Genomic DNA, 25,466 nt, shown 5'->3' with positions numbered 1-25,466 from the left:
AACCGTCTCCCTGGGCAAAGACACCTCGGGACGCCGCCCGACCCCGGGCTCCCGGCGCAGAGAACGGACCTGCCATGCCCACCGTGCAGCGACTCAGCAGACCGATGCGGACGTCGGGGGAGCGGCGGCCGACGGTGACCACCGGGACCGGCGCGAGCCCGGCCCGCTCCGTCCGCCCCGCCGGACGCCGGCGGTCCACGCTCTCCTCGGTGGCCTGCTCGGTGCTGCTCGCGGCCGGTCTGGTCTCCCTGGACACCGGCCCGGCCACCGCCGCCACGCCCGGCCTCCGCGGAGACTTCAACGGTGACGGCCACGGCGACGTGGTGGCCGCCTCGGACGGCGGCGCGGGCCGGATCACCGTGCTCTACGGCGCGGCCGGCGGCCTCGGCTCGCAACGGGCCGTCCTCGACCAGGAGTCGCCGGGGGTACCGGGACACGACGAGGACGGGGACGGCTTCGGCCGGGCGCTGGCCGCGGCGGACTTCGACGGCGACGGCTTCAGCGACCTCGCGGTCGGCATCCCGTACGAAGTGGTCGGCACCAGCCGCTGGGCGGCCGGTGCGGTGACGATCCTGTGGGGCGGACCGTCCGGCCTGTCCGGCGGTACGCCCCTGCCGACCGGCGCGCCGGACCCCGAGGGCCCGTACAGCGCGGTCGGCGCGACCCTCGCGGCCGCGGACTTCACCGGTGACGGCCACCCGGACCTGGCCGTCGGTCACGAGGGCGGAGTGCGGCTGCTCGCGGGCCCGTTCACCCGCGCCGGTGCGAACAGCGGCGTCACCGTGCACCGGCTGCCCGCGGGAAGCGAGTGGATCGACGCCGTCCGGGCCGCCGACATGGACGGCGACGGCCGCGCCGATCTGCTCGCCGAGGCGAACCCACAGCCCGAGAACGACGCGGACACCTCCTCCGGCATCTGGTGGTTCGCCGGCGCACCGGACGGGCTGGCCGCCGGCAAGCTGGTGCCCGGCCTGCCGGACGGCGTACGCGTCGCCGGGCGCAAGGCCTACACCGCGGGCGACCTCGACGGCGACGGACGGGCGGATCTCGCGGTCGCCAGCCGTGGTGAGAGCGGCGGCGGTATCGGCGGCCGGGTGATGGTCGTGTACGGGGCGGCCGCCGGCCCCGGCACCGGGCGCCCGGCGCGCTCCGTCGACCAGGACACCGAGGGCGTACCCGGCACGTCCGAGCCCGAGGACACCTTCGGCGGGGCGCTCGCCATCGGTGACGTGGACGGCGACCACGTCGGCGACCTCGTGGTCGGCGCCCCCGGGGAGACGCTCGGTTCGGGCGCGGCGGCCGTGAGGTCGGCCGGCGCGGTGACCGTACTGCGCGGCTCACCCGACGGACTCACGACGGCCGGGGCGCAGATGTACACCCAGGACAGCCCGGGAGTGCCCGGCGCCGCCGAGCCCGGGGACCGCTTCGGCGCGGCCCTGCTGCTCACCGACACCGACCACGACAGCCGGGCGGACCTCGCCGTGACCGCCGCCGGCGAGAACGGCACCGGCATGGTCTGGCGCCTGCCCGGCAGCCCGGCCGGCCCGACGGGCACCGGCTCGGCGTACTACGGGGCTCCTGCGGCTCCGGCCGTGCGGTTCGGGGTTCCGCTGGAAGGCTGAGCCGGCCCGCCGGCTGCCGGTGGCCTCCCGGGTGCGGCGTGCGTCCCCCGCCCCGGGGCGGCCTGGGCCGCGATGACGTCGAGCAGTTCCGTGGTGGCCCGGCCGATGTCCAGGAAGTCCCGCATGGCCTTCGTGAACACCGGGAACCTGCCCTCCACGATCGCCCGCCGGCAGTCGGCGCCCGCCTGTTCGCCCCGCCGCTGGAGCCGCGCCCACCGCTGCTGGGCCCACGGGTCCGGCAGCGGAAGGTAGCGACCGGCCTCCGACACGACCTGCTCGACGGCGACGCAGTGCGGACGGATCCGGCGGGCGGCGAAACCGCGGTCGGTGAGCGCCGACTTGTCCTGCAGCGCCGTGACGATCCCCAGCACCGCGGCCCCGAAGCGTCCCGTGAGGTTCCGTCCGCCGAGCCGGAGCCAGGCGTCCGTCTGCGCACCGAGGACCTGGGGCGAGGCGGCCGGGATCGCGTCACGGGGCACCAACTGCTCCTTCGTGAGCGAGGCCCGGCCGGGCCGTCCGCCGTCACCGCTGGGCAGGCTCACCGTCGCGTTGAGCGCGAGGACGGCTCCGCACGTCACGCCGACCCACACCCGCCGCGCGACCACCTTCTCCCGCCGGGGCCCGGGCCGTCCCCACCTCCGCTTCGGTTTCTTCCCAACCGAATTGACGTTGCCGGCAGTTGGGCGATCTCGCCGTAGCGCCCGCCGCCCCACCCTCCGCGCCGCCATCCCCAGCAGCGCGGCCGCGGCGGAGACGAAGAGGCCGAGCCCCAGCACCAGGGGCAGCAGGATCTCGGTGGTCGACCAGATCGCGTCGGGCTGCCAATGACACGTGGACCTCAGCGTGTTGAGCGGGCCGAGGCAGCCGTCGAAGGACCCGAGCAGGAACAGGCCGGCCAGCCCGAGCAGCGCCGTGGTCCCGGCCGCCACGAGAGCGAGGAGCAGCGAGAAGCGGCCGGTCAGCGCGGCGGTCACCGCGGCCGTGGCGGCGGTACCGCCGACCAGCACGATCAGCGCCGACGCCAGGAAGACCAGCAGATAGGTGCCGTACCGCCGGTCGACCGGCGGCTGCCAGGTGTGCATCGAGGCCATGACCGCGACGATGCCGGCCCAGCACACCAGCCCGCCGACACCGGCGGCGTACAGGGGCCGCCGCAGCGACGGCAGCACCGCCGCGGGCCCTCGGGCCGGGCCGGACGCCCCGCGCAGCGCACTCCGCACCCAGCGCGGCGCCGCCCCCGCCGCACTCCTCCGCCGTACCCACGCGAGCAGCGGCAGCAGCCACAGCAGCGCGGCGGCCCACAGCATCATCGGGTCCGTACCGATCGGCAGCAGCAGCGGCAAAGCCATCGCGATCGCCGAGAGCGCGCCCTCGTGCCCCGGCACCGTGCCCGGCAGATCGTGCTCCAGCGCTTCCCGGATCCCGCTGCCGGAGTAGGCCCACCCCATCGTCAGCACATGGCCGTCGGCCTGCCACCAGGCGTACCACAGGGCGAACACCGCCCAGGTCGCGGCCAGTCCGAGCAGCATCGCCGGGCGCAGGGTGCGCCCCCGCCACGAACGCACCGACAGTTCCGCGTACTGCGCCGTCCAGCACAGGATGCCGACGCTCATCACGAGGAGCAGGGCGAACGCTTCCGGATGCCGGGGCAGCCACCGCGTGCTCCCGGACGTCGTGCTCATCAGCAACTCGCCGACGACGAGCCCCACCCCGAGCCACCACCCCGCGCGCAGACCCGACGGCACCCGCCCGCCGGTCAGTACCGCACGCGCCACACCCCGCCACAACGCCAAGCCCGGAATCGCCGCGATCAGGCCCGCGAGCAGGGCCGTCAACGGCCCGAGCACCCATCCCTGCCGTACGCCCGGCAAGAGGTCGGCCATCTGGTCGCCGACGATCGTCGACGTGGCACCGGCCACGAAGAGGGTGCCGGCATGGGGCGCGAACAGTTCCCGCGGATCGCTGAGCGATGCCACCCGCCGGTCCCACGGGGGATGCGTCCGCCACAACGCGGCGAACGACCCCCAGAGGCGGCGGGAACGGGACGCCCGGGGCGACCCCGGGTCGCGCCACGCCCCGGCATCCGCGCCCCAGGCAAGGGCGTCCAGATCCGCATAGGTCTCACGGGTCCGCAGGACATCCGCACGGGCGAGGTGGACGAACGCGATCATCGCGGCCGACAGCACCAATTCGTGCGCCATGCCGATCCGCTCCGCGGGCCCGAGGACGGCCGACATCGCGGAGGACCTGAGGTCCAGCGCGATCCAGACCAGATACGCCGGCATCACCGCGACGAGGAACACCCGCCAGAGGGCGACCGTGGCGTAGGTGACATCGACATCCCGGTTACGGATGTGCGCGAGCTCGTGCAGGACCACCGCACGGAAGCCCTCGGGATCCTGCCCCCGACGCGCCACCAGGCCGCCGTGCAGACAGACCGCGTAGCGCCGCAGCCGTCCGAACACCACCGCACCGGCCGTGACCTCCGCCGGCGCGATGACGAACCGCGGCGGACGCCCGGACAGCCCGGCCACCTCGACCAGCTCGTCCAGCACGGCCCGCAACTCGCCCTGGGGAGCGGGCCGTTCGGCGCCCGGCCCGGCCGCCGGTCCGCCGACGAGGCTCCCGTCCACCGGCACGACCCGCCCGCGGCGGCCCTTCCAGCGCGGCAGCATCCAGTACAGCCCGGCCGCCGCGACGAGGAGCGCACCGAGCACGACGACCGGGACCCACCCCGCGGCCGACGGGACGAAGCGGTCCAGACACCTCTGGTAGGCGTCACCGGCGCGCACCGTGGTCAGCGCGATGCCCAGGTAGTCGCTGTCCGGATTGGCCCCGGCCGCGAGCGCACACCCGACCCGGATGTTGCGGGGATCGGCGACCGACTCCACGATCTTGTTCGTCACGGTGGCACTGCTGGTCAGGAACAGCACCATCAGCAGAACGAAGCGCAGCCCCGTGCCCGCCCCGAGGACGCGCTCATCGACGCCCACGCCGGCACCCGGGCCCGCGCTCGCCGGACGCCCCGCTAACCCGCTCCCTTTCCCACCCTCGGCCATCAAGGCCGCCCCTGCGCCTCCGGCCCCGGCTCCCCGGAACCACCGTGCGCGTCATCCGGCGCCAACTGCCCTTCCGGCGCCAACTGCCCTTGCGACGGCGGCAGCACCAACCGCGCCACCACCCGCTCGGCCAGTGCGGTCGCCGTCTCCGCCGCCAGCCCGCTCTCCGCCCCCAGCTCCAGGACCCGCTGCCGCACCGACTCCAGCTGCTCCGCCGTCAGTGGTGGCACGACCCTGACCGCCGCGGGCCGGCGCGCCACCCTGCGCAGCCACGCCTTCGACCGGCGGCCCACGTTCTCGACGGCCGCGCCCGCCACTTTCCGCGCGGCCTCGTCCAGCGCCAGCCACACCACCGGCGTCACCAGTGCCGTGACCTCCTGCACCCCGAACCCGAGTGGTTCGCGGGTCCGTCCGCGCCCCCTCAGCCGCGCCACGGCCCGCTCGTCGTCGATCCGCAACAGCCCTTCGACCAGGACCTTTTCGTCCGGCGCGACCTCAACGACGACCTCCCGGACCACCTCCCGCACCGGAACCCCGCCCCGGTCACCCCCGCCGGCCCCGGCCCCCACGCCCCGCCGGACCGCACCAGGACCGCCCGTCCCCCGCACCGCGCCCATTCGCCACCAGCCCCCTCGTCGCCCTCGACCTCACCCCGACCGAACGACCTACCGCCCCCATAGCCTAGTGACGCCACCCCGCGACAGCGGCTTGCTTGCAGCATTGGCCTTTGAACAATGGGCTCCAGAAAGCGAGCCTCAGACAGCGCGCTTCCGTCCCGAGCGAGGGAGCAAAAGAGGATGCGTCCACCGGACGACATGAACGACAGCGAACGGGTCTTGTGGACTGCGTTCATCGAAGGGCGCGCATGCGATCTCCGTGTCGGGAACGAGGAGTTCGATGCAGTCGAGAGCGCGGGGGAGTGGGGCCCGGAACGCCGTATCCGAGCCGACGTGGTGACCCGGCTGGCACTGGGAGAAGCACAGGTGCCGGCAGGAAGAGCCCCCCAGTTGCTTATTCGGGGCGCACGCATCACCGGCAAGCTCACGTTACGACACGGCCGAGCCGTCTGCCCGCTCCTCTTGGAAGAATGCGCATTCGACGATCCCCTCGATCTCACGCGAACCGAACTACCCGCTCTCTCCCTCAGGGGATCCAGGCTTCCGGGCCTTGATGGCTACGCTCTCTCGCTCAAGGGAGACCTGAACCTCAGAGACGTGGTCTCCGGTGCCGTCGATCTCTTCGGGGCGCAAATCTCAGGCCGCATCTGGCTGGTAGGGGCAAGGCTGTCCTGTGCCGACGGATACGCACTCAGCGCACCGGATATGGATCTCGCGGGCGGCCTCTACGGCGGCGCGAGGTTCGTTGCCGAGGGAGGTGTGAATCTGTACGGGACTTCAGTGGGGGCGGGGGCCGAGTTCGACGGCGCATACCTCACCAATCCCCGTGCGCCAGCCCTGCGAGCGCACAACATTTCCCTCGGCGGGGACCTTTCCCTCATCGATGTCCAACTGATCGGCGGCATTTCCCTCTTCGGAGCCGACATCGGCGGCCAACTCTGGCTGAACGGGGCCACACTGCTGAACGATGAAGGGTGGGCCCTCAGCGCACCCAATATGTCGGTGCGCGGCGGTCTTTACGCACGCAGTGGGTTCACCGCCGACGGCGGAGTGAACCTCTACGGAGTGTCGATCGGCGCAGGCGTGGAGCTTGACGGAGCGACCCTCAGCAACAACCGCGGTCCGTCCTTGAGAGCCCCGCACGCGACCGTCACCGGCGACCTCAGCTGCGGAGACGGCTTTGGCGTGAACGGCGGCGGAATCACCCTGGCGGGCGCTCGCATAGCAGGGCGGCTGTCCTTCTGGGGAGCGGAACTCGGCGGTGGTGGCAGGGGCGACGATCCCGTGACCCTCGATTGCGCCGAAGCCAGCCTGGGGGAACTCTCCCTGAAACAACTCTGTTCCGTCCCCGAGACCGTCCTCCTCACCGGTGCGACCATCCGCACGATTCACGACGACGCGCAATTCCTGCCTGCCCACCTCGACCTGAACCGCACCCAGTACGACATGCTTCTTCCGCACCTGCCGGCGCAGGAGCGCCTCGCCTGGCTCACTCATGGCGCCGACGGCCACTATCAACCCTGGCGCTACGAACAACTCGCCGCCTACTACCGGCGTCTTGGGCACGACGAGGATGCCCGCACGGTCCTGCTCGCCAAGCAACGGCATCGCCGCAGGACATTGCGTTGGCCGTCACGCCTCTGGGGATACCTCCAGGATCTTCTGGTCGGTTACGGATACCGGCCGGCACGGGCATTCGGCTGGCTCACCCTGGGAGTCACCCTCACGGCTTGCTACTTCGCGCTGTTTCCCCCCACTCCGGCGAACGGCACGAAAGGCCCGCACCCGGACTTCTCCCCGTTCATCTATGCGGTTGATGTCCTCCTCCCCGTCCTTGACCTGGGCCAGCAGCAGGCCTTTCTGGCTCACGGCCCAGGCCAGTGGCTTGTCTGGGCCTCGGTAACCGGCGGCTGGATACTGGCCACCGCGGTGATCGCCGGCATGACGCGTGCCCTCTCCCGGGCGTAGGCAATCCAGAGGGGCGGCCCGGCTGACCGGATGGCAAGATGACCAACATGGCCGTCGTCCACGACACCACCCTCAAGCCCACCAAACTGGAGCTGCTCACCTCATGGCTGCCCACGCAGCCCTGGTACGTCGGCGCCGGGGGCGCGCCGGAGCTCAGCAAGGCCGGTGGCTTCCGGCTCGACGATCCGGACGGTGAAGTGGGCCTCGAATTCATGGCCGTCACCGACGCATCCGGCGACCGGCCCGTCACGTACCACGTACCGCTGAGTTACCGGGGCGCCCCACTGGAGGGCGGCGAGCGCGCCCTCGTCGGCAACACCGAACACGGGGTGCTGGGACGCCGCTGGATCTACGACGGCATCCACGACCCGGTGATGAGGGCGCAACTCCTCGCCCTCATCACCGGCAACGCCGAGGCCCAGGACCAGAACGCGAGCGACGCCGTCGATCCGTCCGTCACCGCATCGTTCTCCGCCTCCGGCACAGCGGCGAACGTCAGCGGCGGCCCGGCGGCGATCACTCTCCTGGACGTGGTCAACGGACCGCGCGGCACCGACGCCCTGGTGGCCGTGGACGCCACCAGGCAGCTCACCCTCACCCTCCACCGCGTGCTCCAGCCGCAGCCCGAGGGCGGCCCAACCTCCTCCGGCCCCGCGGAGCTTGGGCACGTCAGCACTGTCTGGCGCCTCGCCGACGGCACCACAGCACGCGGCCGGTTCGCCACCGTCCATGACGGTGCGCCGGCCCGCACCACCGCATAGCTGCTGGGAACCGGTGGGCCGACAACCCGTATGTGCCGGGCCGACCGCCCATACGCCCCAGAGCGGCAGAAGGCTCATACGGAGGGGGACTGATGCCGGCCGGGCAGGTGGCGGCGGGTAGCCTGCCCCGGTCAACGTCCTGTTGATCTTCAGCCGGAGTCGAGCAGTCCACCATGGGGACCCCAGAATGTCCGCACCGCCGCCGTACCAGAACCAGCCGCCGCACCAGCAGTACGGCTATGCGCAGCCGGTCCAGCCGCCCGTCCAGCAGCCGTACGGACACCCGCAGCCCCCCGGCGGCCCCCAACGGCCTCCGCAGCGCAGCCCGTTGCGGGGTCTCATCACCGCCCTCGTCATCCTGGCCGTCTTCGGCGGCGGTGCCTGGTACGTGTGGGACTACAACACCAACCCCAACGGCGGGAAGGCCAAGAAGGAAGCCGAGCAGGTTGCCCGGCGCGAGGCGGCGGACAAGAAGTACAACCCGAAGATCGGCGACTGCGTCAAGGTCAAGGACCCCGAGGGCGAGCCGGTGACGCTGATCGTCGACTGCGGCTCGGCCGATGCCGAGTACAAGTTGGGCGAACGGCTGGACGGACCCGCCCAGAAGTGCGGGCCGAAGTGGGACTACGGTATCGAGTACGTGGGCCGGCACACCGCCAGCTACACGTTGTGCTTCAGCAAGGTCTGATCGAGCCGCCGCTCGAAGGTTTCCGTGCGCCGCTTGCCGCCGGCCGTCGGCCCGCTTCCTGCGGGCGGCGGCCGGCACGTCGTCTCGACGACCGAGGGGACAGGGCGTCTGCTTCTGCGGGGCACGAGAACGGGGCAATGGGGATGGGCATGGACATCGATGCCGCGGTGTTCGACGTCTTCGGGACGTTGACCGACTGGCGGTCCGGTGTGACGGAGGCGCTGGCCGCCGTCGGCAACCGGGCCGGGCTGCAGGCCGATTGGGGCGCCGTCAGCGACACCTGGCGCCGCCGGTACCGGCCGGCGCTGCTCAGGGTCGTGTCCGGCGACCTGCCCTGGCTCCCCCTGGACGGTCTGCACCGCATCACGCTCGACGAGGCGCTGGCCGGTCACGGAGCCGGACTCGATGCCCTCGGCGAAGCGGAGCGGGACGAACTCGTGCGGGCCTGGCACCGGCTGCCTGCCTGGCCCGATGCCCCGGCCGGCCTGGAACGGCTGCACGACAGCCGGGTGATCACCGCCACGCTGTCCAACGGCGGGGTCGGTCTGCTCGCCCGCCTCACCAAGCACGCCGGGCTCCGCTTCGACTGCCTCCTCTCGGCCGAGCTGGTCAAGTCGTACAAGCCCGACCCGCGGGTGTACCTGTCGGCCGCCGAACTGCTCGGCGTGGAACCGCGGCGGCTCCTGATGGTCGCCTGCCACCCGGACGACCTGGCGGCGGCCGCCGACGCCGGGCTCCGCACCGCATACCTCCCCCGCCCGCTGGAATGGGGCCCGGACGCCGCACCGGTCCCGACGCCCACCGACGTCGACCTCGTCGCCGCCGACGTCCCCGACCTGGCCCGCGTGCTGGCAACCAACGGCTGAGCGCGGACGTCGGTGTGAGGGGCCGGGGCCGGCGGCACGTGACTAGGGGGCAGGCGGCCGTTGAGCGGCCGCCGCGAGGGCGAACCGCACGTCGGTCAGCTGCTCCGACACTTCCCAGAGACTGAACGCCTTTGATGCCGCACTGCAACGGTGGAGCGGAAGCGACGGCGCCGAGGACCCCGCCGCATTGATCGACCGGGCCTTCGCCGTCATCGCCCCGGCACTGAACGCCTGGCGGGGCGGGAAGTCTGCCGGGCTCGCCGCCCCGCCAGGTTGAGCTGGTGCCGCGGGCCTCAGCCGATCAAGGGAATCCACCGCTGGTCGTCGGAGCCCGTGCACGGTGCGAGTGCTACCGCGTTGCGATTGCCGGCATCGGCAATGCAACCCCTGGCGAACTTACGGCTGATGAGGGCCGAGCCCTCGTCTCTGTTCGCGTAGTCCCAGTACTGGGCCTGGATTCCGGAATTGCAGTCCTCCAGCGCAATCTGCTGCCCGATACCCTTGGCCGTGACGCACCGGCCGGGGTGGATGGCGCTTTCCAGCTGGTAACCCTGGAACCTTCCGGCCTTCAAGTAGAAGTCCTGAGTTCCGGAGATGTCGGGAGACCAGGACTTGAGGGTGTCGTTTCCGAAGGCGTCGAGGTTGCGGTCGCTGCCGACGTTCTGGAACGTGTACCGCACGTCCGGCCGGATCGTCGGGGCGGCCGCCGCCTGCGCGCTGCCGGCGGACAGCAGACCCACGCTCAGCAGGGCGGATGCGGACAGAACGGCGGCGATGGCCTTGCGACTTGCCACGGGCTCCTCCTGACCTGGTGACGCGGTGCGCGTCACGCGAAAAGGTTGATTGTGCACTTTCCCAAGGCATGTGCCTCGGAAAGGAACCTATGGTCGGCGGGCACCCGCCCGGAAGTCGCGTTCCGGACGTCGAAGGGGTCGAGCAGTTTCCCCTTCAAAGAATATGCATTCCCAGAGGAGTGGGTTTACAGCAAGCGGGAATTCGGCCTGGCCGAAGGACGTCCCCGTGGAACGCCGGGCGGTTCGGCCGAATGCGGAGAATTTCCGGCCAGTACTCGGGCGTCAGTGTGCGGGGCCGGATGGGAGAGGATAGGGGCGGCGGTGACGGGGACGGCGGCGGCCCGGCGAATTCCCCGCCCAGGCGGAGCATTCGCCCCGACGGTTGCGTCGTGATCAGGGCGCGCGCGAGGAGTCGCGGGGCCCGCCCCTCGGCGGGAAACGGTGCGAGACCGTGCGGGCGTCCGTGGCCGGATCCCGGCAAAGCGTGACATCGCCGCAGGTGTCGTCGTAAAGCTGCCGGGCGGGGAGGGGCGGGTCCCCGGGGGAGGCGTCCTGGGCGGGGCTCAGGTTGTCCGTGAGGTGAGGGCACCGGCGGGGATGTGGGTGCTGGCCGTACTGGTGACGCGGTAGCGGCCGTTCGGCACGTCCGCCGCGGTGACGTGGACCGTGAGCGGGCCGGCCCACTCGTAGTCCCGCTTCGCGGCGTGCTGGGCCAGTACGTCGGTGAGTCGCTGCCCCACCTGCCCGCCCCGCGCGGCCAGTTCGTCGTGGACCTCCGGTGCGAGTTCGACCGTGTACTCATTGGGTACGAGGACGCGGTGCTGGCTGCAGACGATCGCGTGGTCGTCGCATTCACGCCGGAGGTCGTCGCACAGCTCGACGGGGTCGTTCCCGGTGATCTTGGCGATCAGTGCGCTCTCGCACTCCTCCACTACCTGTTCCATCTGCTTCAGGAGTCCCATGGGAGGTCGCGTGCCCGAGAGCGCCGTGTGCATGCAGGCACAAGAACTCCATGTTGAACGTACAACCCTTCACATTCTTCACGGGTCTCGTGATCGGAGTCAGTGGACTCCACGACCGATCCGGGTCCCGCACGGCCGTCTTCCACGCCGGCGGTTCCCCTTTCTCATTCCGAGGAACACATGCGCATTCGTGCCACTGCCGCCGCACTGTCCGGCGCCCTGGCCATATCCGCCCTCGCCATCCCGGCCGCACAGGCCGCGGACGCCCCGGGCGCAGGCGCCGCCAAGGCGCAGCTCACCCCGTTCGCCGCGCAGTCCCCCGCCGTCGCCGGGGCGGACGACGCAAAGGGAGACACCACGATCACGAACGTCACCGTCAACGGCGGTAAGGACATCGTGGTCGGCACCAGCCTGAAGAAGACGTACACCGTCTCGGTCACCGCGACCGACCCGGCCGGAATCTACGACGGTTACGCCTTCCTGTGGCACGGCACCGACCTGGATTCCAAGACCGGTGTGGACGGTGCCATGACCCCGAGCACCGACCACGGCAGCTGCAAGCAGGTGAACGCCACGACCTCCACCTGCTCGGTCACCCTGGTCGCCGACCCCGCCTCCACGATCTACGGCAACCTGCTCGCCGGCAGGTGGCACGTGTACGCGGCCGCGGTGGGCAAGGACGGTGACTACACCATCAAGGACACCTACAAGTCCGGCTGGGTGAAGCGCGCTTCCAAGCTGACCACGAACGCCGGGCCCGAGCCGGTGAAGAAGGGCGCGACCCTCACCGTCACCGGCGCCCTGACCCGGGCGAACTGGGACACCGACACGTACGGCGGGTACGGCAACCAGTCCGTGCAGCTGCAGTTCCGCAAGCAGGGCGCCAGCAGCTACAGCACCGTCAAGACCGTGACGTCGGACAGCCGCGGCAACCTGAAGACGACCGTGAAGGCGTCGGCCGACGGCTACTGGCGCTACGTCTTCGCCGGTACGCCGACGTCGTCGGTGGCGACGGCCACGAGTGACTACGTCGACGTGCAGTAGTGACCACGTCGACGTGGAATAGCGCGTCGAGGTGAGGTGCCCGTCCAGGCGAGGTCACTCGCCGACCTGAAGGCGGGCCGGTGGGCGGGGCGGCCGGTTGTCGGCCGCCCCGCCCGCAGTCCGTGGTGCGGGGCCCGCGGTGTCGGGCCCCGCGGCGGCTCACGCCCCCGTGACGCCGTCGATGCGCTCCCGGAGCAGATCCGCGTGGCCGTTGTGGCGCGCGTACTGCTCGATCATGTGGACCAGGATCCAGCGCAGCGAAACGCCCTGGTCGCCGACGTGGCCGGCCTCCTGTTCCGAGAGCCGCCCGGCACGTCCTGGCCGGCGAACACCCGATGGAACCAATTGCGTTCGGAACGGTGCGTCCGTCGGGTGTCATGACCATGGGCCACACCTTCGCACAGGGTGCGGGGCTCACTCCTCGATGGCACCGCCGATGCGGCGGAGGTGCTGCCGGAAGGTGTAGGTGGGGTCGGTGCCGCGGCGGGCCAGGTAGTCGTCGAAGGCCGTCTGGTGGCGCAGGGTCTGGCCGGCGCGGATCTTGCGGGCCTGTTCGCGTTCCGTCCGCCGGATCCGGTGTGCCGTGGCGAGGACCTCCTCGGCATGCTCGGCGGCGAGGAACACCACGCCGTCGTCATCACCGAAGACCAGGTCGTCACGGCGGACCAGGTGCTCCCCGAACCGTGCCGTCACGAGCGCCTCGGGCTCCCGCTCGTCGAGCCGCACCGGACCGGGCGGACAGGCGCCGTAGCTGAACACCGGGCGGCCGATCTCCACCAGCTCGGGTGTGTCGCGGTGCAGGCCCCACACCACCAGCCCCGCCACGCCTGCCGCTTCGGCCTCCAGGACCGTCAGGTCCCGATACACGCTTCGTCCGTCCGCCCGCCGTTGTCGATGACCAGGACGTCGCCCTCGTCGGCCCGGGCGAAGGCCTCCAGGAACACGTCCACGCTGCCGTAGTGCCGCACCGGCAACGCGCGGCCGGCGACCCGCTGTCCGGGGACGACGGGGACGATGCCGGCCGGGGCCGTGCGCAGCGGCACCCCGCAGCGGAGGCACGCGTCGGCCACCAGTGGCGTGGACAGCTCGGTGAAGGAACTCAGCATGGTGTGTCTCCCGCTCTCTGACGTGCGGCTTCCGGGACCTCTTACCGGCCGGGACTCTACGCGCCGTCGCGGGGCAGCCACCCCGCTTCGGGTGAAACCTGGCACCGCGTCAGCTCGTCTTCGACGGTGGGGCCGGCGCCCCGTTCCGCCAAGGCCCTTCACCTCGCTTCACGTCACCTCAGGTCACCTCACGTCACTTCTTGTTCCTTCACGTCGCTTCAGGAGTCGATCGTCATGCCTGCCAGGTCCGCCCTCCCCGTCCGCCTCACCGCTCTCGCCGCCGCGGTCAGTGGCGTCGCGCTCTCGCTGGTATCCGCTCCGGGGGCCGGGGCCGTCGCCCCGAAGGCCCCAAGTGCGGCCGTGCTCAAGGTCGGTTACACCGTCAAGGAACGCCGAGCGGCCCTTGCCTACTGGACGCCGGCCCGGATGAAGGCCGTGGGGAAGTCCGTGGACCTCGGGCCGACCGGACCGAAGTCCCGGCCGTGGCGGGGCGCGGCGATGAAGACCGTCGGGCGGCTCTTCTTCGTCAACGCCGGCGGTGCCGACACCTGGTGCACCGCGACCTCCGTCAACGGCGCCAACCGCTCCGTCGTCATGGCCGCGGGGCACTGCGTACGGCGCCCGGCGTCGCCGGTCAACACCTACGTCGACATGGTCTTCGTGCCCGGTTACAGCAAGGGGAAGCGGCCGTACGGCGCCTTCGCGGTCCGGGCGACGTTCACGCCGCGGACCTGGGCCGAGGAGGGGGTCAACGACGTCGCGGCACTGGCCGTGGACGCCGACGCCCAGGGGCGTGCGCTGGCCGATGTGGTGGGCGGCCAGCGCATCGCCTTCCACCGCCGGGTCGGTGGGAACACCGTCGCCTTCGGCTACCCGGCCACTCGTCCGCAGCGTGGCGAGGAGCTTCTGCACTGCACCGGTACGGCGAAGCCGGCGCCCGGGAACGAGCAGGCCGTCCCGTGCGACCTGGGCGGAGGCGCGAGCGGTGGCCCCTGGCTGACCGACTTCGACCGTGCGACCGGCAAGGGCGTGCTGGTCTCGGTCAACAGCCACGGCGACGGCCTGGAGACCGGCACCCACATGTACGGTCCCGTGCTGGGCGCCACGGCCGAGGCGGCGTACCAGCAGGCGCAGCACGGCTGACGACCGGGCGGAGTCTGCGCACCGCCCGGGGGCCCGCCCGGGGCCCCCGGGTCCTCCTCCCGTCTCACCGGCCGTGTTCCGTCTCATCGACCGTGCTGGGGCAGCCCCTCGGTGAAGTCCTCGGTCGCCGGGGCGTGCCGCGAGGCGTACGGGCACGTCCAGTCCTCCTCCGTGAACCGACCGGAGAAGTGCCGCGCGGGCTGCTCGTATTCATACACGGTGAAGCTCGGATTGACGGAACCGTTGTTCGTGGCCTCACGGCGGCGAATGGCGCCCTGCATCGAGTAGAACTTCTCGCCGAGAAGCACGAACTGCGCCAGGGAGTTGAAAGCGATCGCCGACGTCGAGAAGCGACGGCTCGCCCTGGAGGCGCCCGGGTGCATTCCCACGACAAAGAATGCGTGACCGCCCGTATGGAATCCGAAGTTCGGCGTGCTGGGGTCGGACGAGGCGCCGTCGTCCAGGCCGAAGGTGCGGCTGTCGATGTCGTGCATGAGCTGGAGGTGCCGCCATATCAGCCCCTCGTAGGTGAGCTCGTCCACGTTCCCCGGCTCGTCGAACGTCGCGACGAACGTGCGGAAGCTCTGGTCCGACAGCAGCGGCCGTAGCGCCGCCACGTATGCGAGGAGGTCGCGGTAATTCTCCTGGGCTGATCTCTCGTCGCCCATTCTTTGGTAGTGCCGGTGCGTAATGGTGTCGCGCTTCAGTGCGGCGCGGGCGCCCAGACAGCTGAACTCCCGGGTTTGAATGAAGCGGTCCAGTTCGCTGCGTACGGCTGCGGCGCTGTGCAGAGCGGTATCGGGTTCCGTCATCGTGAGACCTTGCCTTGGCTGGATGTGAGCGCTTGATGCCACCAGGCGCGGGCGGGCCGGATGCGTCCCCTACCTCAGGGAGGCCGGCGGCGTGCCGGTGGGGGAGGGCCGGGCGCGGTGGCTGCTGATCGGTGTCCTCCCGGGACGTGATCAGCGGCTGACCGAATCGACACTGAGGTGTACGAGTCCCCTAGGCAATACCAAAAACGGACAAAGTGGGGTTCATGGCGGCATCCGACCTCAGGGCGGGTGACCGGGGCCGGCCGCGGGAGGTGGCCGACTCGTGGCCGGACTCGCCCTTCCGGGGCGCTGTGGGCTCGCCATGCCTCAACTCGCGGAAAAAGTACCGGGGTTGGGGTCCCGCTATTCCGTCGGGCGTCGTGTCGTGCTCGGGTGCCGGTGTTGACCACCGGGGCGGCCTCTATGAGCAGCGTGCGGCGAGCCTGCCGCGGCGCCGCGACTACCCCGAATGTCGACCCCGGGCAATACCCGCCAGGCCAATTTATCCGCCGCGAATGTTCAAATCTTCCCCAACTCGAATTCCTCGAATTGCCGGCCCGTGCGAGTAATCGACCGGTAGCTCTCCGGTGCGTCGGGGTGGCTGTGAGGCTCAACTGGGCGCCCGTGCGGCCCAAAAGGCCGGGCACTAAATCTCTGTACCGGGCATGCATTTCCGCCGAATGTAACTATTCAGTCAACGGCTCTTTGCAGGGCTCTGAATGCTCTCTAGTCTGAGGCAACTTTTCGGCCAGCCCTGTCTTGAAAGGCCTCCTATGGCAAGCGTTGACCAGATCGCTCCCCTGAAGACACGCGATCCGGGCTCCCTCCGCAGGGACGTTGGACTGATCGGCCTGATGTGGGCCTCGGTCGGTTCGATCATCGGCTCCGGTTGGCTGTACGGAGCCCAGAAGGCCGTGGTCGTGGCGGGCCCGGCCGCAATCATCTCCTGGAGCATCGGCGCGGTCGCGATCATCCTCCTGGCGCTGGTGCACGCCGAGCTCGGCGGACTGTTCCCGGTCGCCGGCGGCACGGCGCGGTATCCGCACTACGCCTTCGGCGGACTGGCCGGCATGTCGTTCGGCTGGTTCTCCTGGCTCCAGGCCGCGACCGTGGCACCCATCGAGGTCGAGGCCATGATCGGCTACGCCGGTCACTGGTCCTGGGCCCAGGGCTTCCTGAACGCCAACGGCACCCTCACCACCAGCGGTTTCATCGTGGCCGTCATCCTGATGGCGATCTTCGTCGCGGTGAACTTCCTCGGTGTGAAGGTGCTCGCCCACACCAACAGCGCCGCCACCTGGTGGAAGATCGCCGTACCCCTCGGGGCGATCTTCGTCATCGCGGCGACCAACTTCCACCCGCACAACTTCACCTCGCACGGCTTCGCACCGTTCGGCGCCAAGGGCGTGCTCAGCGCCATCAGCACCAGCGGCATCATCTTCGCGCTGCTCGGTTTCGAGCAGGCCATCCAGCTGGCCGGCGAGAGCCGCAACCCCAAGCGTGACCTGCCGCGCGCCACGATCGGTTCGGTCGTGATCGGCGCCGTCATCTACACGGCCCTGCAGGTGGTCTACATCGGCGCGCTGCCGCTGGCCTCCTTCGCGCACGGCTGGGCCAAGCTGGACTACGTCGGCATCAGCGGCCCGTGGGCCGGTCTGGCCACCGTGATCGGCCTGGGCTGGCTCGGCTGGGTCCTGTACGCGGACGCCATCGTGTCCCCCGGCGGCACCGGCCTCATCTACACCACGTCCACCTCGCGCATCTCCTACGGTCTGAGCAAGAACGGCTACGCACCCCAGCTGTTCGAGCGGATCGACAAGCGCGGTGTGCCGTGGTTCGGCCTGATCATGTCCTTCGTGACCGGTGTGATCTGCTTCCTGCCGTTCCCGAGCTGGCAGGAGCTGGTCTCCTTCATCACCTCGGCGAGCGTCCTGATGTACGCCGGCGCCCCGCTCGCGTTCGGTGTGTTCCGCGACCGCCTGCCGAACCGCGAGCGTCCGTACCGCCTGCCCGGCGGCAAGATCATCTCGCCGCTGTCCTTCGTGGTGGCCAGCCTGATCATCTACTGGGCCGGCTGGAGCACCCTGCAGCGGCTCGGCTGGGCGATCATCATCGGCTACGTGCTGCTCGGCAGCTACGCCTGGTACGCGACGAAGAAGCAGCTGCCGAACGCGCCCCGGCTGGACTGGAAGGCCGCCCAGTGGCTGCCGGTCTACCTGATCGGTATCGGCCTCATCTCCTGGCAGGGCGGCTTCGGCGGCCAGGGACACCTGCCGCTGTGGTGGGACATGGTGGTCGTCACGGTGTTCTCGCTGGGGATCTACTTCTGGGCCCGTAGCACCGCCGTCTCGACCGAGGCCATCGAGCACAACATCGAGGAGGTCGCGGTCGTGGACGAGGGCGGCCACTGACCGCACTCAACCCCCCTGTCACACCAGGAGCCGATGGGTCCGGCCGGTTCTCCGGCCGGACCCATCGGCTTTCGCGTTGCCTTCTGCTGCGCTGCCGGCCGGGGGCCGAAGCGCAAGCCCCGCTATGCGCCCGCCTCGCCCGCCTTCCCCGGTCCGTCCGCCGGGGCTCCGCTCATCCGCTTGAGCACCTCCAGGGCGGCCTCCACGTGCTCCTGCGTCGCGGCCTTGCTGATGCCGACGTCGGTCAGCAGACCCGAGCCGTTCTCGTGCTCCAGGAGTGCCAGCAGGATGTGTTCGGTGCCGATGTAGTTGTGGCCCAGGCGCAGGGCCTCGCGGAAGGTGAGTTCGAGGACCTTCTTCGCCTCGGCGTCGAACGGGATGAGCGCGGGGACCGGCCCTCCGGAGGGAGGCAGGGCCGCCGTCGCCGCCTCCCGGACGGCGTCCAGTGACACGTCCTGCGCGAGGATCATCTTCCCCGCGAGCGTGTCGGGTTCGCTGAGCAGTCCGAGGACGAGGTGCACGGTGCCGATCTCACCGTTGCCCGCCGCGTGGGCCTCCTTCTGGGAGGCCACCACGACGCTCCTCGCCCGCTGGGTGTACCGGCTGAAGCCCTGGCTCGGATCGAGGTCCGAGTCGCCCGACGTCTTCGGTACGAACCGCTTCTGGGCGGCCTGGCGGGTGACGCCCATGCTCTTGCCGATGTCCGTCCAGCTGGCGCCGGAGCGCCGGGCCTGGTCCACGAAGTGGCCGATGAGGTGATCGGCGATGTCGCCGAGGTGGTCAGCGGCGATCACGGCGTCGGTGAGCTGGTCGAGGGCGTCCGGGTGGGCCTTCTTGATGGCCTCGATCAGGTCGTCGAGGCGTACGGGATGGGTGGGTCCGCCTGGATTCGTCATGTGACAACCTTAGGTTGACAGGGGGCTGAGTGTCAACCCGTGGTTGACGGTGCGAGGGTCAGGGCGACGGCCCTGACGGCCCCGTCACGTCCCCAACGCGAGCGTCCCGGCACCGACGCCGACCTCGATGTGCGTCATGCCCATCGAAGTCCGCGCGGTGCCGGGACGCCCTGGTGCCCGATGCCGTGAGGCGGCTGGTGCTACTTCACGTTCACGCCCGCCCAGGCGGCGCCGACCGCCTTGTACTCGGCGCCGGTCGTGCCGTACAGGTCACCGGCCGCCTTCAGGGTCGCGGTGCGCGCGGCCTTGTAGTTGGTGGTGGAGGTCATGTACGTGGTGAGCGCCTTGTACCAGATCTTCTCGGCCTTGTCCCGGCCGATGCCGGTGACCTTGGAGCCGTCGACGGTGGGGCTGTTGTAGCTGACGCCGTTGATCGTCTTGGCGCCGCTGCCCTCGGACAGCAGGTAGAAGAAGTGGTTGGCGACGCCGGACGAGTAGTGCACGTCCTTGTTGCCGACCGTGCTCGACCAGTAGTCCGCCGAGCCGCCGTCCTTGCTGGGCTTGTCCATGTAGCGCAGCGGGGTGCCGTCGCCGTTGATGTCGATCTTCTCGCCGATGAGGTAGTCGCCCGGGTCGGTGGAGTTCTTGGCGTAGAACTCGGCCGAGGTGCCGAAGATGTCGGACGTGGCCTCGTTGAGGCCGCCGGACTCACCGCTGTAGTTGAGGCCGGCGGTGGCCGCGGTGACGCCGTGGCTCATCTCGTGGGCGGCCACGTCGAGGGAGGTCAGCGGGTGGGTGTTGCCGTCGCCGTCGCCGTACGTCATGCAGAAGCAGCCGTCGTCCCAGAAGGCGTTGACGTAGCTGTTGCCGTAGTGGACACGGGAGTACGCGCCCTTGCCGTCGTTGCGGATGCCGTTGCGGCCGAAGGTGTTCTTGTAGAAGTCCCAGGTGACCGCCGCACCGTAGTGGGCGTCGACGCCGGCGGTCTGCCGGCCGCCGCCCCAGACGTCGTCCGCGTCGGTGTACAGCGTCCCGGTGCCGGACGTCCTCTGGTTGAGGTCGTACGTCTTGTGGCCGCCGCGGGCGCCATCGGTGAGCTGGTAGGTCGAGCCGCTCTTCGTGGTGGTCAGCGAGACCTTGCCGCTGTAGGTGCTGGTACCGGTGCCGGTCTCGATCGCCTCGTGTTCGAACAGCTTCTTGCCGGTGGCCGCGTCCGTGATGACGTGCAGGGCGCTGGGGGTGCCGTCCTTCTGGGTGCCGGTGACGATCGTCTCGTACGCGAGGACCGGCTTGCCCGAGGCGGCCCAGATCACCTTGCGCGGCGTGCTGGAGGTGCCGGTCTCGCTGTCCTTCTTCGCCGCGGCAGCGCTGAGGGCGCTCTTCTTCGCGGCGGAGGGGGCGAGCGCGGCGGTCGTACTGGCCACGGATATCCGGGCGTTGGTCGCCTTGGTGACGCTGCGGGTGCCGTTCCCGGCCTGGTGCACCACCAGGTCACCGCCCAGCACGGGCAGGCCGGCGTAGGTGCGGTCGTAGCGGGTGTGCACCGTGCCGTTCGCGTCCTTGATGACGTCCCGGACGACGAGCTTCTCCTTCGCGCCAAGGCCGATCTTGGCGGCGATCGTGGAAGCGTTGCTCTGCGCCTCCTGCAGCGCGGAAACCCGCTGCGCCGCGGAGAGTTGGACCGCCGACGCGCCGGTCGCGCGGTCCGCCTGCGCACTGGCCGATCCGGCCTGGACGCCGACCGCGACCATCGCGGCGGAGGCGACCAGGGCGGCAGCGCGCAGGGTGTTCTTGCGGGGGGTGGACGAAGTCCGTCTCAACTCGGTCTCCCTTGTGAGGACCGCGGGGTCGCGGTCCAAGATGTGGGGCCGGGCAGCCGAGGGGTGGGGTGCCCGGTGGAGGAGTGAATCGACCGAAGATTGCCACGAGTTGAGATCGATTGACAGATGTTCAACAAGCAAGAAACTGCGAATTTACGAATCGGACCGTTTCTTGACAGGTTTTGTCCCGCAGTGCGGTGTCTTGCGGACGCCCGGCTGTGCTCCCGCGCGCGGTCAGTCGGCGGGCATCTCCCCAACGGAGTCGGCGGGCTTCTCCCATACGGAGACATGTCGGTGGCTCTCGCTCGTGAAGGGGCCCTTCCCCCAGCCGTCCCACCGCTCGCGCAGCCGCAACCCCGCCAGCTGAGCCATCAGATCGAGCTCCGCGGGCCAGACGTACCGGAAGGGGATCGACCGGTACTCCCCGCGGCCGTCGACGACGTCGACGTAGTTCGAGCTCATGGCCTGGGTGGCGACGTCGTACACGTCGAAGGCCCAACTGGTCGGGCTCACATGGAAGGGCACGGCGTTCTGGCCGGGCGGCAGCTTCCGCAGCTCCGGAACCCCGACCTCGATGACGAAACAGCCTCCCGGTTCGAGGTGGTCCGCGACATTGCGGAAGCAGGCCACCTGTGCCGCCTGTGTCGTCAGATTCATGATCGTGTTGAACACGAGATACGCGAGGGAGAACGTCCCTGGTACGCGCGTCGCCGCGAAGTCGCCGATCGTCACGCCGATCGCGTCACCGCCCGGCTTGTCCCGCAGCCGCGCGACCATCGCCCGTGACATGTCGATACCGTGCACCGGAACCCCGCGGCGCGCCAGCGGCAGGGCGATCCGCCCCGTCCCGATGCCCAGTTCGAGGGCGCGGCCCTCGCCGGCCAGCGCCGCCAGCACGTCGACCGTCTCGGCCACGGCGTCCGGGGCGAACATGTCCGCCGACGACTCGTCGTACCTCGCGGCGACCCGCTCCCCGAAATTCCCGTCCGTATCGTCTACTTCTTCCACTTCACCCAATTCATCCACCGTGCGACCGTACTGCCGAGCCGTTTCCCCACGCTCCTCATTTTCGGCGGCCCGGTCCCGGGCGCGGGCGTGGACTCGGCCCGGTCCCGGGCGCGGGTCGTACGGGTGTCACCTGCGCATCGGCCGGGCGAGGAGGGGCGCCAGTTCGGCATCGGTCGCCGGCCTGAGGGTCGTCAGCAGGTGCCGGGCCGCGGACAGGCCGGCGCGGCCGCCGCCCTGGACGGTCACCGTGTGGGCCAGCCCGTTGCGGCGCAGACGCAGTTCCCGCCGCGGGTAATCCCCCTCGTACGTGACCAGTTGGCGGCCGTCCCCGTCGTCCGCGCAGTGGATCGTCTCGCCGAACGGAACGGGACAGCCGCGCGCATCGGCGCGCCGGGTGTCGTGCCCGCTGCGCTCCACGGAGAGGTGCAGGTCCGGGGCGCCCGGGCGGATGTAGGTCGCGCCGAAGGCACTCTCGCTCGCGCCGACGTCGTCCAGCGCGTATCCGGACGGCGGTTCACCGACCCGCAGCAGGCCGCGGTCGACGCCGTTGGCGGTGAGCCACTCGGTGAGCGTGGGCGGCCGGGCGGCGTCCCAGGCGAGGTAGGCGCCGCCGGCCGCGAGCAGGACAGCGGCGGCGAGCGTGGCCAGCCGGGTCCGCGTGCCCGGCAGGAAGAAGGCGGCGCCCAGCGCGTAACAGAGGCCGCCCCAGGGGGAGAGCGGAACGGTGAGGTGCAATCCGTCGTCGCGCAGGTTCGCCACGACGACTGCTACCGCCCCGGCCGTGCCGCAGGCGTACACGCCCGCCGCCCAGGCCCACCGTCCGCGCGCCCGGCGGGTGAGCGGCACGAACGTGCGGACGGAAGTGGCGAGGGCGGCGAGCGACGTCATGCCGAGGGCCGGCCCGACGACCAGGACGGCCACGAGTGCCGCGGTGCGGCCGGTGAAGAGCGCGATGAGCACCGCCTGGAACTGGACGGCGGTCAGCGCACAGCCGACGAACGCAACGGCCGCGAGGTGGGCGACGAGGCGCCCTGCTTCAGTCTTCCGGACCATACTTCGTGATCACGCGGAGCCGGGCACGGCGGTTCCGCACCGACGGGGCGCGGGTCGCATCGAGCGCGTCGGTCCACCGCCACGTCAGCCGGGCTTGCGTGCCAGGAAGTACGCCTGCCGGCCCTGCGTCGGCCGCTCCTGGTCGTCGGGTTCGCGGATCAGCCGGGCGTCCACGACCAGCCCCGCCGCGCCCAGCAGCGCGGCGATCTCCTCCGGTGGCATCCAGTAGACGTCGAGCGAGAGCGCGTGGCCGTAGGCCTGCTCCAGGTGGCGGAGCTGGTTGCCGACCTTGAACGCGATCAGCAGATGACCGCCCGGGGCCAACACCCGGTGGAACTCGGCGAAGACCGTCGGCAGCACCTCCGGCGGGGTGTGGACGATCGAGTACCAGGAGACGATGCCGCCGAGAGCGTCGTCCTCCAGGTCCAGAGCCGTCATCGACCCCTCGTCGAACCGCAGGCCCGGGAACGTCCGGCGGGCGACGGCGACCATCTCCGACGACAGGTCGATGCCGAAGACGGGGACGCCGAGGCCGTGCAGGTGCGCCGTCACCCGGCCGGGACCGCATCCGAGGTCGGCGACCGGGCCCGCGTCACCGGCCCGTACGGCTTCGGCGAACGCGCCCAGCATCGCCCGGTCCAGCGGCTTGTCCCGCAAGGCGTCGCGCAGCAGCCGCTCGTAGTCGACGGCCACGGTGTCGTAGGCCGTGCGAACGGCGTGCAGATGGGGTGTTTCGCTCATGATCGAGGACGGTAGCCCCCTCGCCGCATCGGCGAACCGGCGGGGGCGTAGCCTGCCGTACCGAACATCGAACGGCGAGGGGGAACACTCTGTCCGCGTACACACCGCCGCCTCCCGGCGGTCCGTCCCCGCATGGCCAGAACGGCGCGCATCCGTACGGCCCGCCGCCCGGACCGACCCCCTACGGGCAGAGCGGCCCCGCCCCGTACGGGCCACCCGCGGCCGCTCCCTACGGGCAACCCGCGCCGCAGCAGTGGGGCCAGCAGTGGGGGCAGAACCAGCCGCCGCCGGGCGCTCCCGTGTTCGTGCCGACCGGGCCGAACCCCCGGCAGTGGCTCAGGCCGGTGATCGCGCTGGCTGTCGTGGCCGCTCTCGGCACGGTGTTCTGGCTGCTCAGCGACGGCAAGGAGCCGGCGAAGACCGCCCGTGAGGCGCACGTCGGGGAGTGCCTGGAAAACCGGGGCACGCACGCCAAGCCGGTGCTGTTCACCATCAACTGCAGTGATCCCCAAGCGGATTACAAGATCCGGTTCACGCCCGGGCCCAGCGGCGAGTGCCCCGCCGAGTTCACCCAGTACGAGGAGCGGGGCGGCAGGCTCGGGGACACCACGCTCTGCCTGACCCACGTCGACCACTGACGGACTGATTCCGTGACGACCGGCAGGGGACGAGTACCGGCCCAGGACAGCAGACCGGTCAGGCGCTCGGCGAGCTGCCAGACGTCGGCCGCCTCGGCCGGTACGGGCAATGCCGCCGCCGGTGCGGGTGGGGCCGGTGCGGGCGTGCGGTTCACCGTTGGGCGTCGGCCGCCGCCGCGGGCGTGTAGTGGGTGGTCCAGCCCCGGCGCAGATCCCAGGTTCCGCCGTCCGACGATGCGCCGCGCAGCCCGTGGACGGTGTCGGCGCCGGCGAGTTCGACGAGCCGGGGCGTGCCGAGGGAGGCGAAGCCGACGGTGCGGGCGGGGTCCCAGTCGGTGGAGCGGCGCAGGCGCCGGAGCAGTGCGGCGACGCCGGCCGGTGCGCCGGCCAGCACCCAGGCGTCCGGGGTCTGGGCGGTCAGACGCCGGGCGGGCCGCAGCCACGAGGCCGCGTGCTCGGGCCAGTCGACGACCGCGAGGACGTCCTTGCCGAGCGCCTGCCAGGCCGCGGTGAACGCCCGCGCGGCGGCGCGGGAGTTCCCGTCCCGGCCGTGGCCGACGGCGACGGACCGGATCCGCGAGCGGTGCGCGGTCAGCAGGCCGATCAGGGCGGCCAGCTCCGCCTCGGTGTGCGGAGCGGGCACCTCCGGCATACCCGGCGGGGAACCCGTGGTGGGACCGTTCATGACGCCTCGTGGAAGACGAGGCCGAGCGTCCGCCGCACCCCGGAGCGGACCGTGCTCACGCCGTGCCGCATCGGCCCGACGGACCAGCCGCGCCGGGAGGCCACCGGGCGGTCGCGGGTGGTGAAGACCAGCGCGTGGCCCTGGGGGAGCGTGGTGGACGAGCCCCGGGACTGGGCGCGGGGCCGCTGTTCGGCCATCAGGAACTCGCCACCGGTGAAATCGACACCGGGTGCGTCGAGGCCGATGACGACCTGGAGCGGGAAGACCATCTCGCCGAACACATCGCGGTGCAGCGCGTTCCAGTCGCCCGCACCGTAACGCAACAGGATCTGGGCGGACTTGGACTGCCCGGCCCGGTGGCACGTCGCGAGCCACCGCCCGAGATCGTCCGGCCACGGGGCGCTCCGTCCGAGCTTGGCGGCCCAGTCGCGGGCGATCGGCAGGAGGTGCGGGTAGAACGCCTCGCGCAGTTCGCGGACGGCGTCCGGCAGGTCATGGGTGAAGTAGCGGTACTGGCCGGAGCCGAAGCGGTGGCGGGCCATGTCGACGGTGGTACGGAAGCGTTCGGCGTCGTCGTACAGGGCGGCGATCTCGCGGCACCGGCCGGGTGTGAGCAGCGGCCCGGTCAGCGCGCTGCCGTACGCGTTGACCTCGGCGGTGAGGGCGTCCCAGTCGGCGGCGTCGACCCGTGCGGCGAGGCTGCCGTCCGGTGAGGTGGCCTCGGTCGTGGTGGCGGGGGTCATGGTGGGGTCCTTCGTCATGTGTGCGTCGC

At 71.0% G+C, this 25,466-nt stretch carries 21 protein-coding genes and 2 pseudogenes; 9 read left to right on the top strand and 14 right to left on the bottom strand.

Translation table 11 applies throughout. The annotated features are described in order from the left end of the window. Positions 1–134: 134 nt before the first annotated feature. On the top strand, positions 135–1,622 hold the full coding sequence (locus OJ254_RS24255; RefSeq protein WP_265364046.1) for a VCBS repeat-containing protein: 1,488 nt from the start codon (positions 135–137) through the stop codon (positions 1,620–1,622). Here the strand turns inward: OJ254_RS24255 and OJ254_RS24250 are convergent. Further along, on the bottom strand, positions 1,568–4,615 hold the full coding sequence (locus tag OJ254_RS24250; protein ID WP_265364045.1) for a M48 family metalloprotease: 3,048 nt from the start codon (positions 4,613–4,615) through the stop codon (positions 1,568–1,570). The two genes, OJ254_RS24255 and OJ254_RS24250, sit on opposite strands and share 55 nt — an antisense overlap. 65 nt (positions 4,616–4,680) lie before the next feature. Then, entirely contained in the window at positions 4,681–5,199 is a 519-nt protein-coding gene (locus OJ254_RS24245) for a hypothetical protein (RefSeq protein ID WP_265364044.1), read from the bottom strand. A 297-nt stretch (positions 5,200–5,496) separates the two neighbouring features. Here OJ254_RS24245 and OJ254_RS24240 point away from each other — a divergent pair, with 297 nt between their 5' ends. The 4 genes from OJ254_RS24240 (at position 5,497) to OJ254_RS24225 (ending at position 9,581) form a co-directional block, all read left to right on the top strand. Further along, positions 5,497–7,266: a hypothetical protein gene (locus OJ254_RS24240; RefSeq protein WP_265364043.1), complete on the top strand. Its 1,770-nt coding sequence runs from the start codon at positions 5,497–5,499 to the stop codon at positions 7,264–7,266. A gap of 38 nt (positions 7,267–7,304) precedes the next feature. Continuing rightward, on the top strand, positions 7,305–8,027 hold the full coding sequence (locus OJ254_RS24235; RefSeq protein ID WP_423835946.1) for a maltokinase N-terminal cap-like domain-containing protein: 723 nt from the start codon (positions 7,305–7,307) through the stop codon (positions 8,025–8,027). 187 nt (positions 8,028–8,214) lie between these two features. Beyond that, positions 8,215–8,715, top strand: coding sequence for an LppU/SCO3897 family protein (locus OJ254_RS24230; protein WP_265364042.1), 501 nt, complete (start codon positions 8,215–8,217; stop codon positions 8,713–8,715). A 149-nt stretch (positions 8,716–8,864) separates the two neighbouring features. Further along, positions 8,865–9,581 carry a haloacid dehalogenase type II gene (locus OJ254_RS24225; RefSeq protein ID WP_265364041.1) on the top strand — a complete coding sequence of 239 codons (717 nt, stop codon included), beginning with the start codon at positions 8,865–8,867 and terminating at the stop codon, positions 9,579–9,581. A gap of 293 nt (positions 9,582–9,874) precedes the next feature. Here OJ254_RS24225 and OJ254_RS24220 read toward each other — a convergent pair whose 3' ends face one another. After that, a complete protein-coding gene (locus OJ254_RS24220) occupies positions 9,875–10,375 on the bottom strand; it encodes an RICIN domain-containing protein (protein ID WP_265364040.1) in 501 nt (166 codons plus the stop codon). A gap of 563 nt (positions 10,376–10,938) precedes the next feature. Then, the gene (locus OJ254_RS24215; protein ID WP_265364039.1) at positions 10,939–11,337 is read right to left on the bottom strand and encodes a DUF3662 domain-containing protein; all 399 of its coding nucleotides are present in this window, start codon (positions 11,335–11,337) and stop codon (positions 10,939–10,941) included. A 180-nt stretch (positions 11,338–11,517) separates the two neighbouring features. On the opposite strand from OJ254_RS24215, the gene OJ254_RS24210 reads away from it, so the two are divergent. Then, positions 11,518–12,381: a calcium-binding protein gene (locus tag OJ254_RS24210; RefSeq protein WP_265364038.1), complete on the top strand. Its 864-nt coding sequence runs from the start codon at positions 11,518–11,520 to the stop codon at positions 12,379–12,381. Positions 12,382–12,540: 159 nt separating this feature from the next. Here OJ254_RS24210 and OJ254_RS24205 read toward each other — a convergent pair. Both OJ254_RS24205 and OJ254_RS24200 read right to left on the bottom strand, forming a co-directional pair. Beyond that, positions 12,541–12,693: pseudogene (locus OJ254_RS24205) on the bottom strand (mycothiol transferase); the annotation flags it as partial. A 102-nt stretch (positions 12,694–12,795) separates the two neighbouring features. Further along, positions 12,796–13,487 (bottom strand): annotated as a pseudogene (locus OJ254_RS24200) (RraA family protein). A gap of 234 nt (positions 13,488–13,721) precedes the next feature. On the opposite strand from OJ254_RS24200, the gene OJ254_RS24195 reads away from it, so the two are divergent. Beyond that, a complete protein-coding gene (locus tag OJ254_RS24195) occupies positions 13,722–14,630 on the top strand; it encodes a trypsin-like serine peptidase (protein WP_265364037.1) in 909 nt (302 codons plus the stop codon). 83 nt (positions 14,631–14,713) lie between these two features. Here the strand turns inward: OJ254_RS24195 and gntA are convergent, their stop codons facing one another. Continuing rightward, the gene (gene gntA / locus OJ254_RS24190) at positions 14,714–15,442 is read right to left on the bottom strand and encodes a guanitoxin biosynthesis heme-dependent pre-guanitoxin N-hydroxylase GntA (protein ID WP_265364036.1); all 729 of its coding nucleotides are present in this window, start codon (positions 15,440–15,442) and stop codon (positions 14,714–14,716) included. A 773-nt stretch (positions 15,443–16,215) separates the two neighbouring features. Here gntA and OJ254_RS24185 point away from each other — a divergent pair. Further along, entirely contained in the window at positions 16,216–17,853 is a 1,638-nt protein-coding gene (locus OJ254_RS24185) for an APC family permease (protein ID WP_265364035.1), read from the top strand. A gap of 122 nt (positions 17,854–17,975) precedes the next feature. On the opposite strand, the gene OJ254_RS24180 is transcribed toward OJ254_RS24185, so the two are convergent. The 5 genes from OJ254_RS24180 to OJ254_RS24160 all read right to left on the bottom strand — a co-directional run bounded on the left by OJ254_RS24180 (position 17,976) and on the right by OJ254_RS24160 (position 23,371). Beyond that, positions 17,976–18,749, bottom strand: coding sequence for a Clp protease N-terminal domain-containing protein (locus OJ254_RS24180; RefSeq protein ID WP_265364034.1), 774 nt, complete (start codon positions 18,747–18,749; stop codon positions 17,976–17,978). A 200-nt stretch (positions 18,750–18,949) separates the two neighbouring features. Then, positions 18,950–20,500, bottom strand: a complete 1,551-nt coding sequence (locus OJ254_RS24175) for a M4 family metallopeptidase (RefSeq protein ID WP_423836036.1) — start codon at positions 20,498–20,500, stop codon at positions 18,950–18,952. Positions 20,501–20,803: 303 nt separating this feature from the next. Then, entirely contained in the window at positions 20,804–21,595 is a 792-nt protein-coding gene (locus OJ254_RS24170) for a class I SAM-dependent DNA methyltransferase (protein WP_265364032.1), read from the bottom strand. A gap of 108 nt (positions 21,596–21,703) precedes the next feature. After that, on the bottom strand, positions 21,704–22,630 hold the full coding sequence (locus OJ254_RS24165; protein WP_265364031.1) for a hypothetical protein: 927 nt from the start codon (positions 22,628–22,630) through the stop codon (positions 21,704–21,706). An 84-nt stretch (positions 22,631–22,714) separates the two neighbouring features. Then, the gene (locus tag OJ254_RS24160; RefSeq protein ID WP_265364030.1) at positions 22,715–23,371 is read right to left on the bottom strand and encodes a class I SAM-dependent DNA methyltransferase; all 657 of its coding nucleotides are present in this window, start codon (positions 23,369–23,371) and stop codon (positions 22,715–22,717) included. 344 nt (positions 23,372–23,715) lie between these two features. On the opposite strand from OJ254_RS24160, the gene OJ254_RS24155 reads away from it, so the two are divergent. Beyond that, the gene (locus OJ254_RS24155) at positions 23,716–24,009 is read left to right on the top strand and encodes an LppU/SCO3897 family protein (protein ID WP_265364029.1); all 294 of its coding nucleotides are present in this window, start codon (positions 23,716–23,718) and stop codon (positions 24,007–24,009) included. Positions 24,010–24,160: 151 nt separating this feature from the next. On the opposite strand, the gene OJ254_RS24150 is transcribed toward OJ254_RS24155, so the two are convergent. Both OJ254_RS24150 and OJ254_RS24145 read right to left on the bottom strand, forming a co-directional pair. Beyond that, positions 24,161–24,694: an ABC transporter substrate-binding protein gene (locus OJ254_RS24150; protein WP_265364028.1), complete on the bottom strand. Its 534-nt coding sequence runs from the start codon at positions 24,692–24,694 to the stop codon at positions 24,161–24,163. Then, positions 24,691–25,437, bottom strand: a complete 747-nt coding sequence (locus OJ254_RS24145; protein ID WP_265364027.1) for a 2OG-Fe(II) oxygenase — start codon at positions 25,435–25,437, stop codon at positions 24,691–24,693. The genes OJ254_RS24150 and OJ254_RS24145 overlap by 4 nt, the downstream gene beginning before the upstream one ends. Between the last annotated feature and the right edge of the window lie 29 nt (positions 25,438–25,466).

The sequence above is a fragment of the Streptomyces endophytica genome (assembly GCF_026153355.1).
In the GTDB taxonomy this organism is placed as follows: Bacteria; Actinomycetota; Actinomycetes; order Streptomycetales; family Streptomycetaceae; genus Streptomyces; species Streptomyces endophytica.
This window is presented reverse-complemented; position numbering and strand designations above follow the sequence as displayed.

Bases quoted from the DNA above. Each gene is read 5' to 3' on its own strand.
- OJ254_RS24240 (WP_265364043.1), top strand. From the start codon at position 5,497: ATGAACGACAGCGAACGGGTCTTGTGGACTGCGTTCATCGAAGGGCGC.
- OJ254_RS24185 (WP_265364035.1), top strand. From the start codon at position 16,216: ATGGCAAGCGTTGACCAGATCGCTCCCCTGAAGACACGCGATCCGGGC.
- OJ254_RS24215 (WP_265364039.1), bottom strand. From the start codon at position 11,337: ATGGGACTCCTGAAGCAGATGGAACAGGTAGTGGAGGAGTGCGAGAGC.
- gntA (WP_265364036.1), bottom strand. From the start codon at position 15,442: ATGACGGAACCCGATACCGCTCTGCACAGCGCCGCAGCCGTACGCAGC.
- OJ254_RS24180 (WP_265364034.1), bottom strand. From the start codon at position 18,749: ATGACGAATCCAGGCGGACCCACCCATCCCGTACGCCTCGACGACCTG.
- OJ254_RS24165 (WP_265364031.1), bottom strand. From the start codon at position 22,630: ATGGTCCGGAAGACTGAAGCAGGGCGCCTCGTCGCCCACCTCGCGGCC.
- OJ254_RS24210 (WP_265364038.1), top strand. From the start codon at position 11,518: ATGCGCATTCGTGCCACTGCCGCCGCACTGTCCGGCGCCCTGGCCATA.
- OJ254_RS24235 (WP_423835946.1), top strand. From the start codon at position 7,305: ATGACCAACATGGCCGTCGTCCACGACACCACCCTCAAGCCCACCAAA.
- OJ254_RS24195 (WP_265364037.1), top strand. From the start codon at position 13,722: ATGCCTGCCAGGTCCGCCCTCCCCGTCCGCCTCACCGCTCTCGCCGCC.
- OJ254_RS24175 (WP_423836036.1), bottom strand. From the start codon at position 20,500: ATGGTCGCGGTCGGCGTCCAGGCCGGATCGGCCAGTGCGCAGGCGGAC.
- OJ254_RS24145 (WP_265364027.1), bottom strand. From the start codon at position 25,437: ATGACCCCCGCCACCACGACCGAGGCCACCTCACCGGACGGCAGCCTC.
- OJ254_RS24230 (WP_265364042.1), top strand. From the start codon at position 8,215: ATGTCCGCACCGCCGCCGTACCAGAACCAGCCGCCGCACCAGCAGTAC.
- OJ254_RS24160 (WP_265364030.1), bottom strand. From the start codon at position 23,371: ATGAGCGAAACACCCCATCTGCACGCCGTTCGCACGGCCTACGACACC.
- OJ254_RS24150 (WP_265364028.1), bottom strand. From the start codon at position 24,694: ATGAACGGTCCCACCACGGGTTCCCCGCCGGGTATGCCGGAGGTGCCC.
- OJ254_RS24225 (WP_265364041.1), top strand. From the start codon at position 8,865: ATGGACATCGATGCCGCGGTGTTCGACGTCTTCGGGACGTTGACCGAC.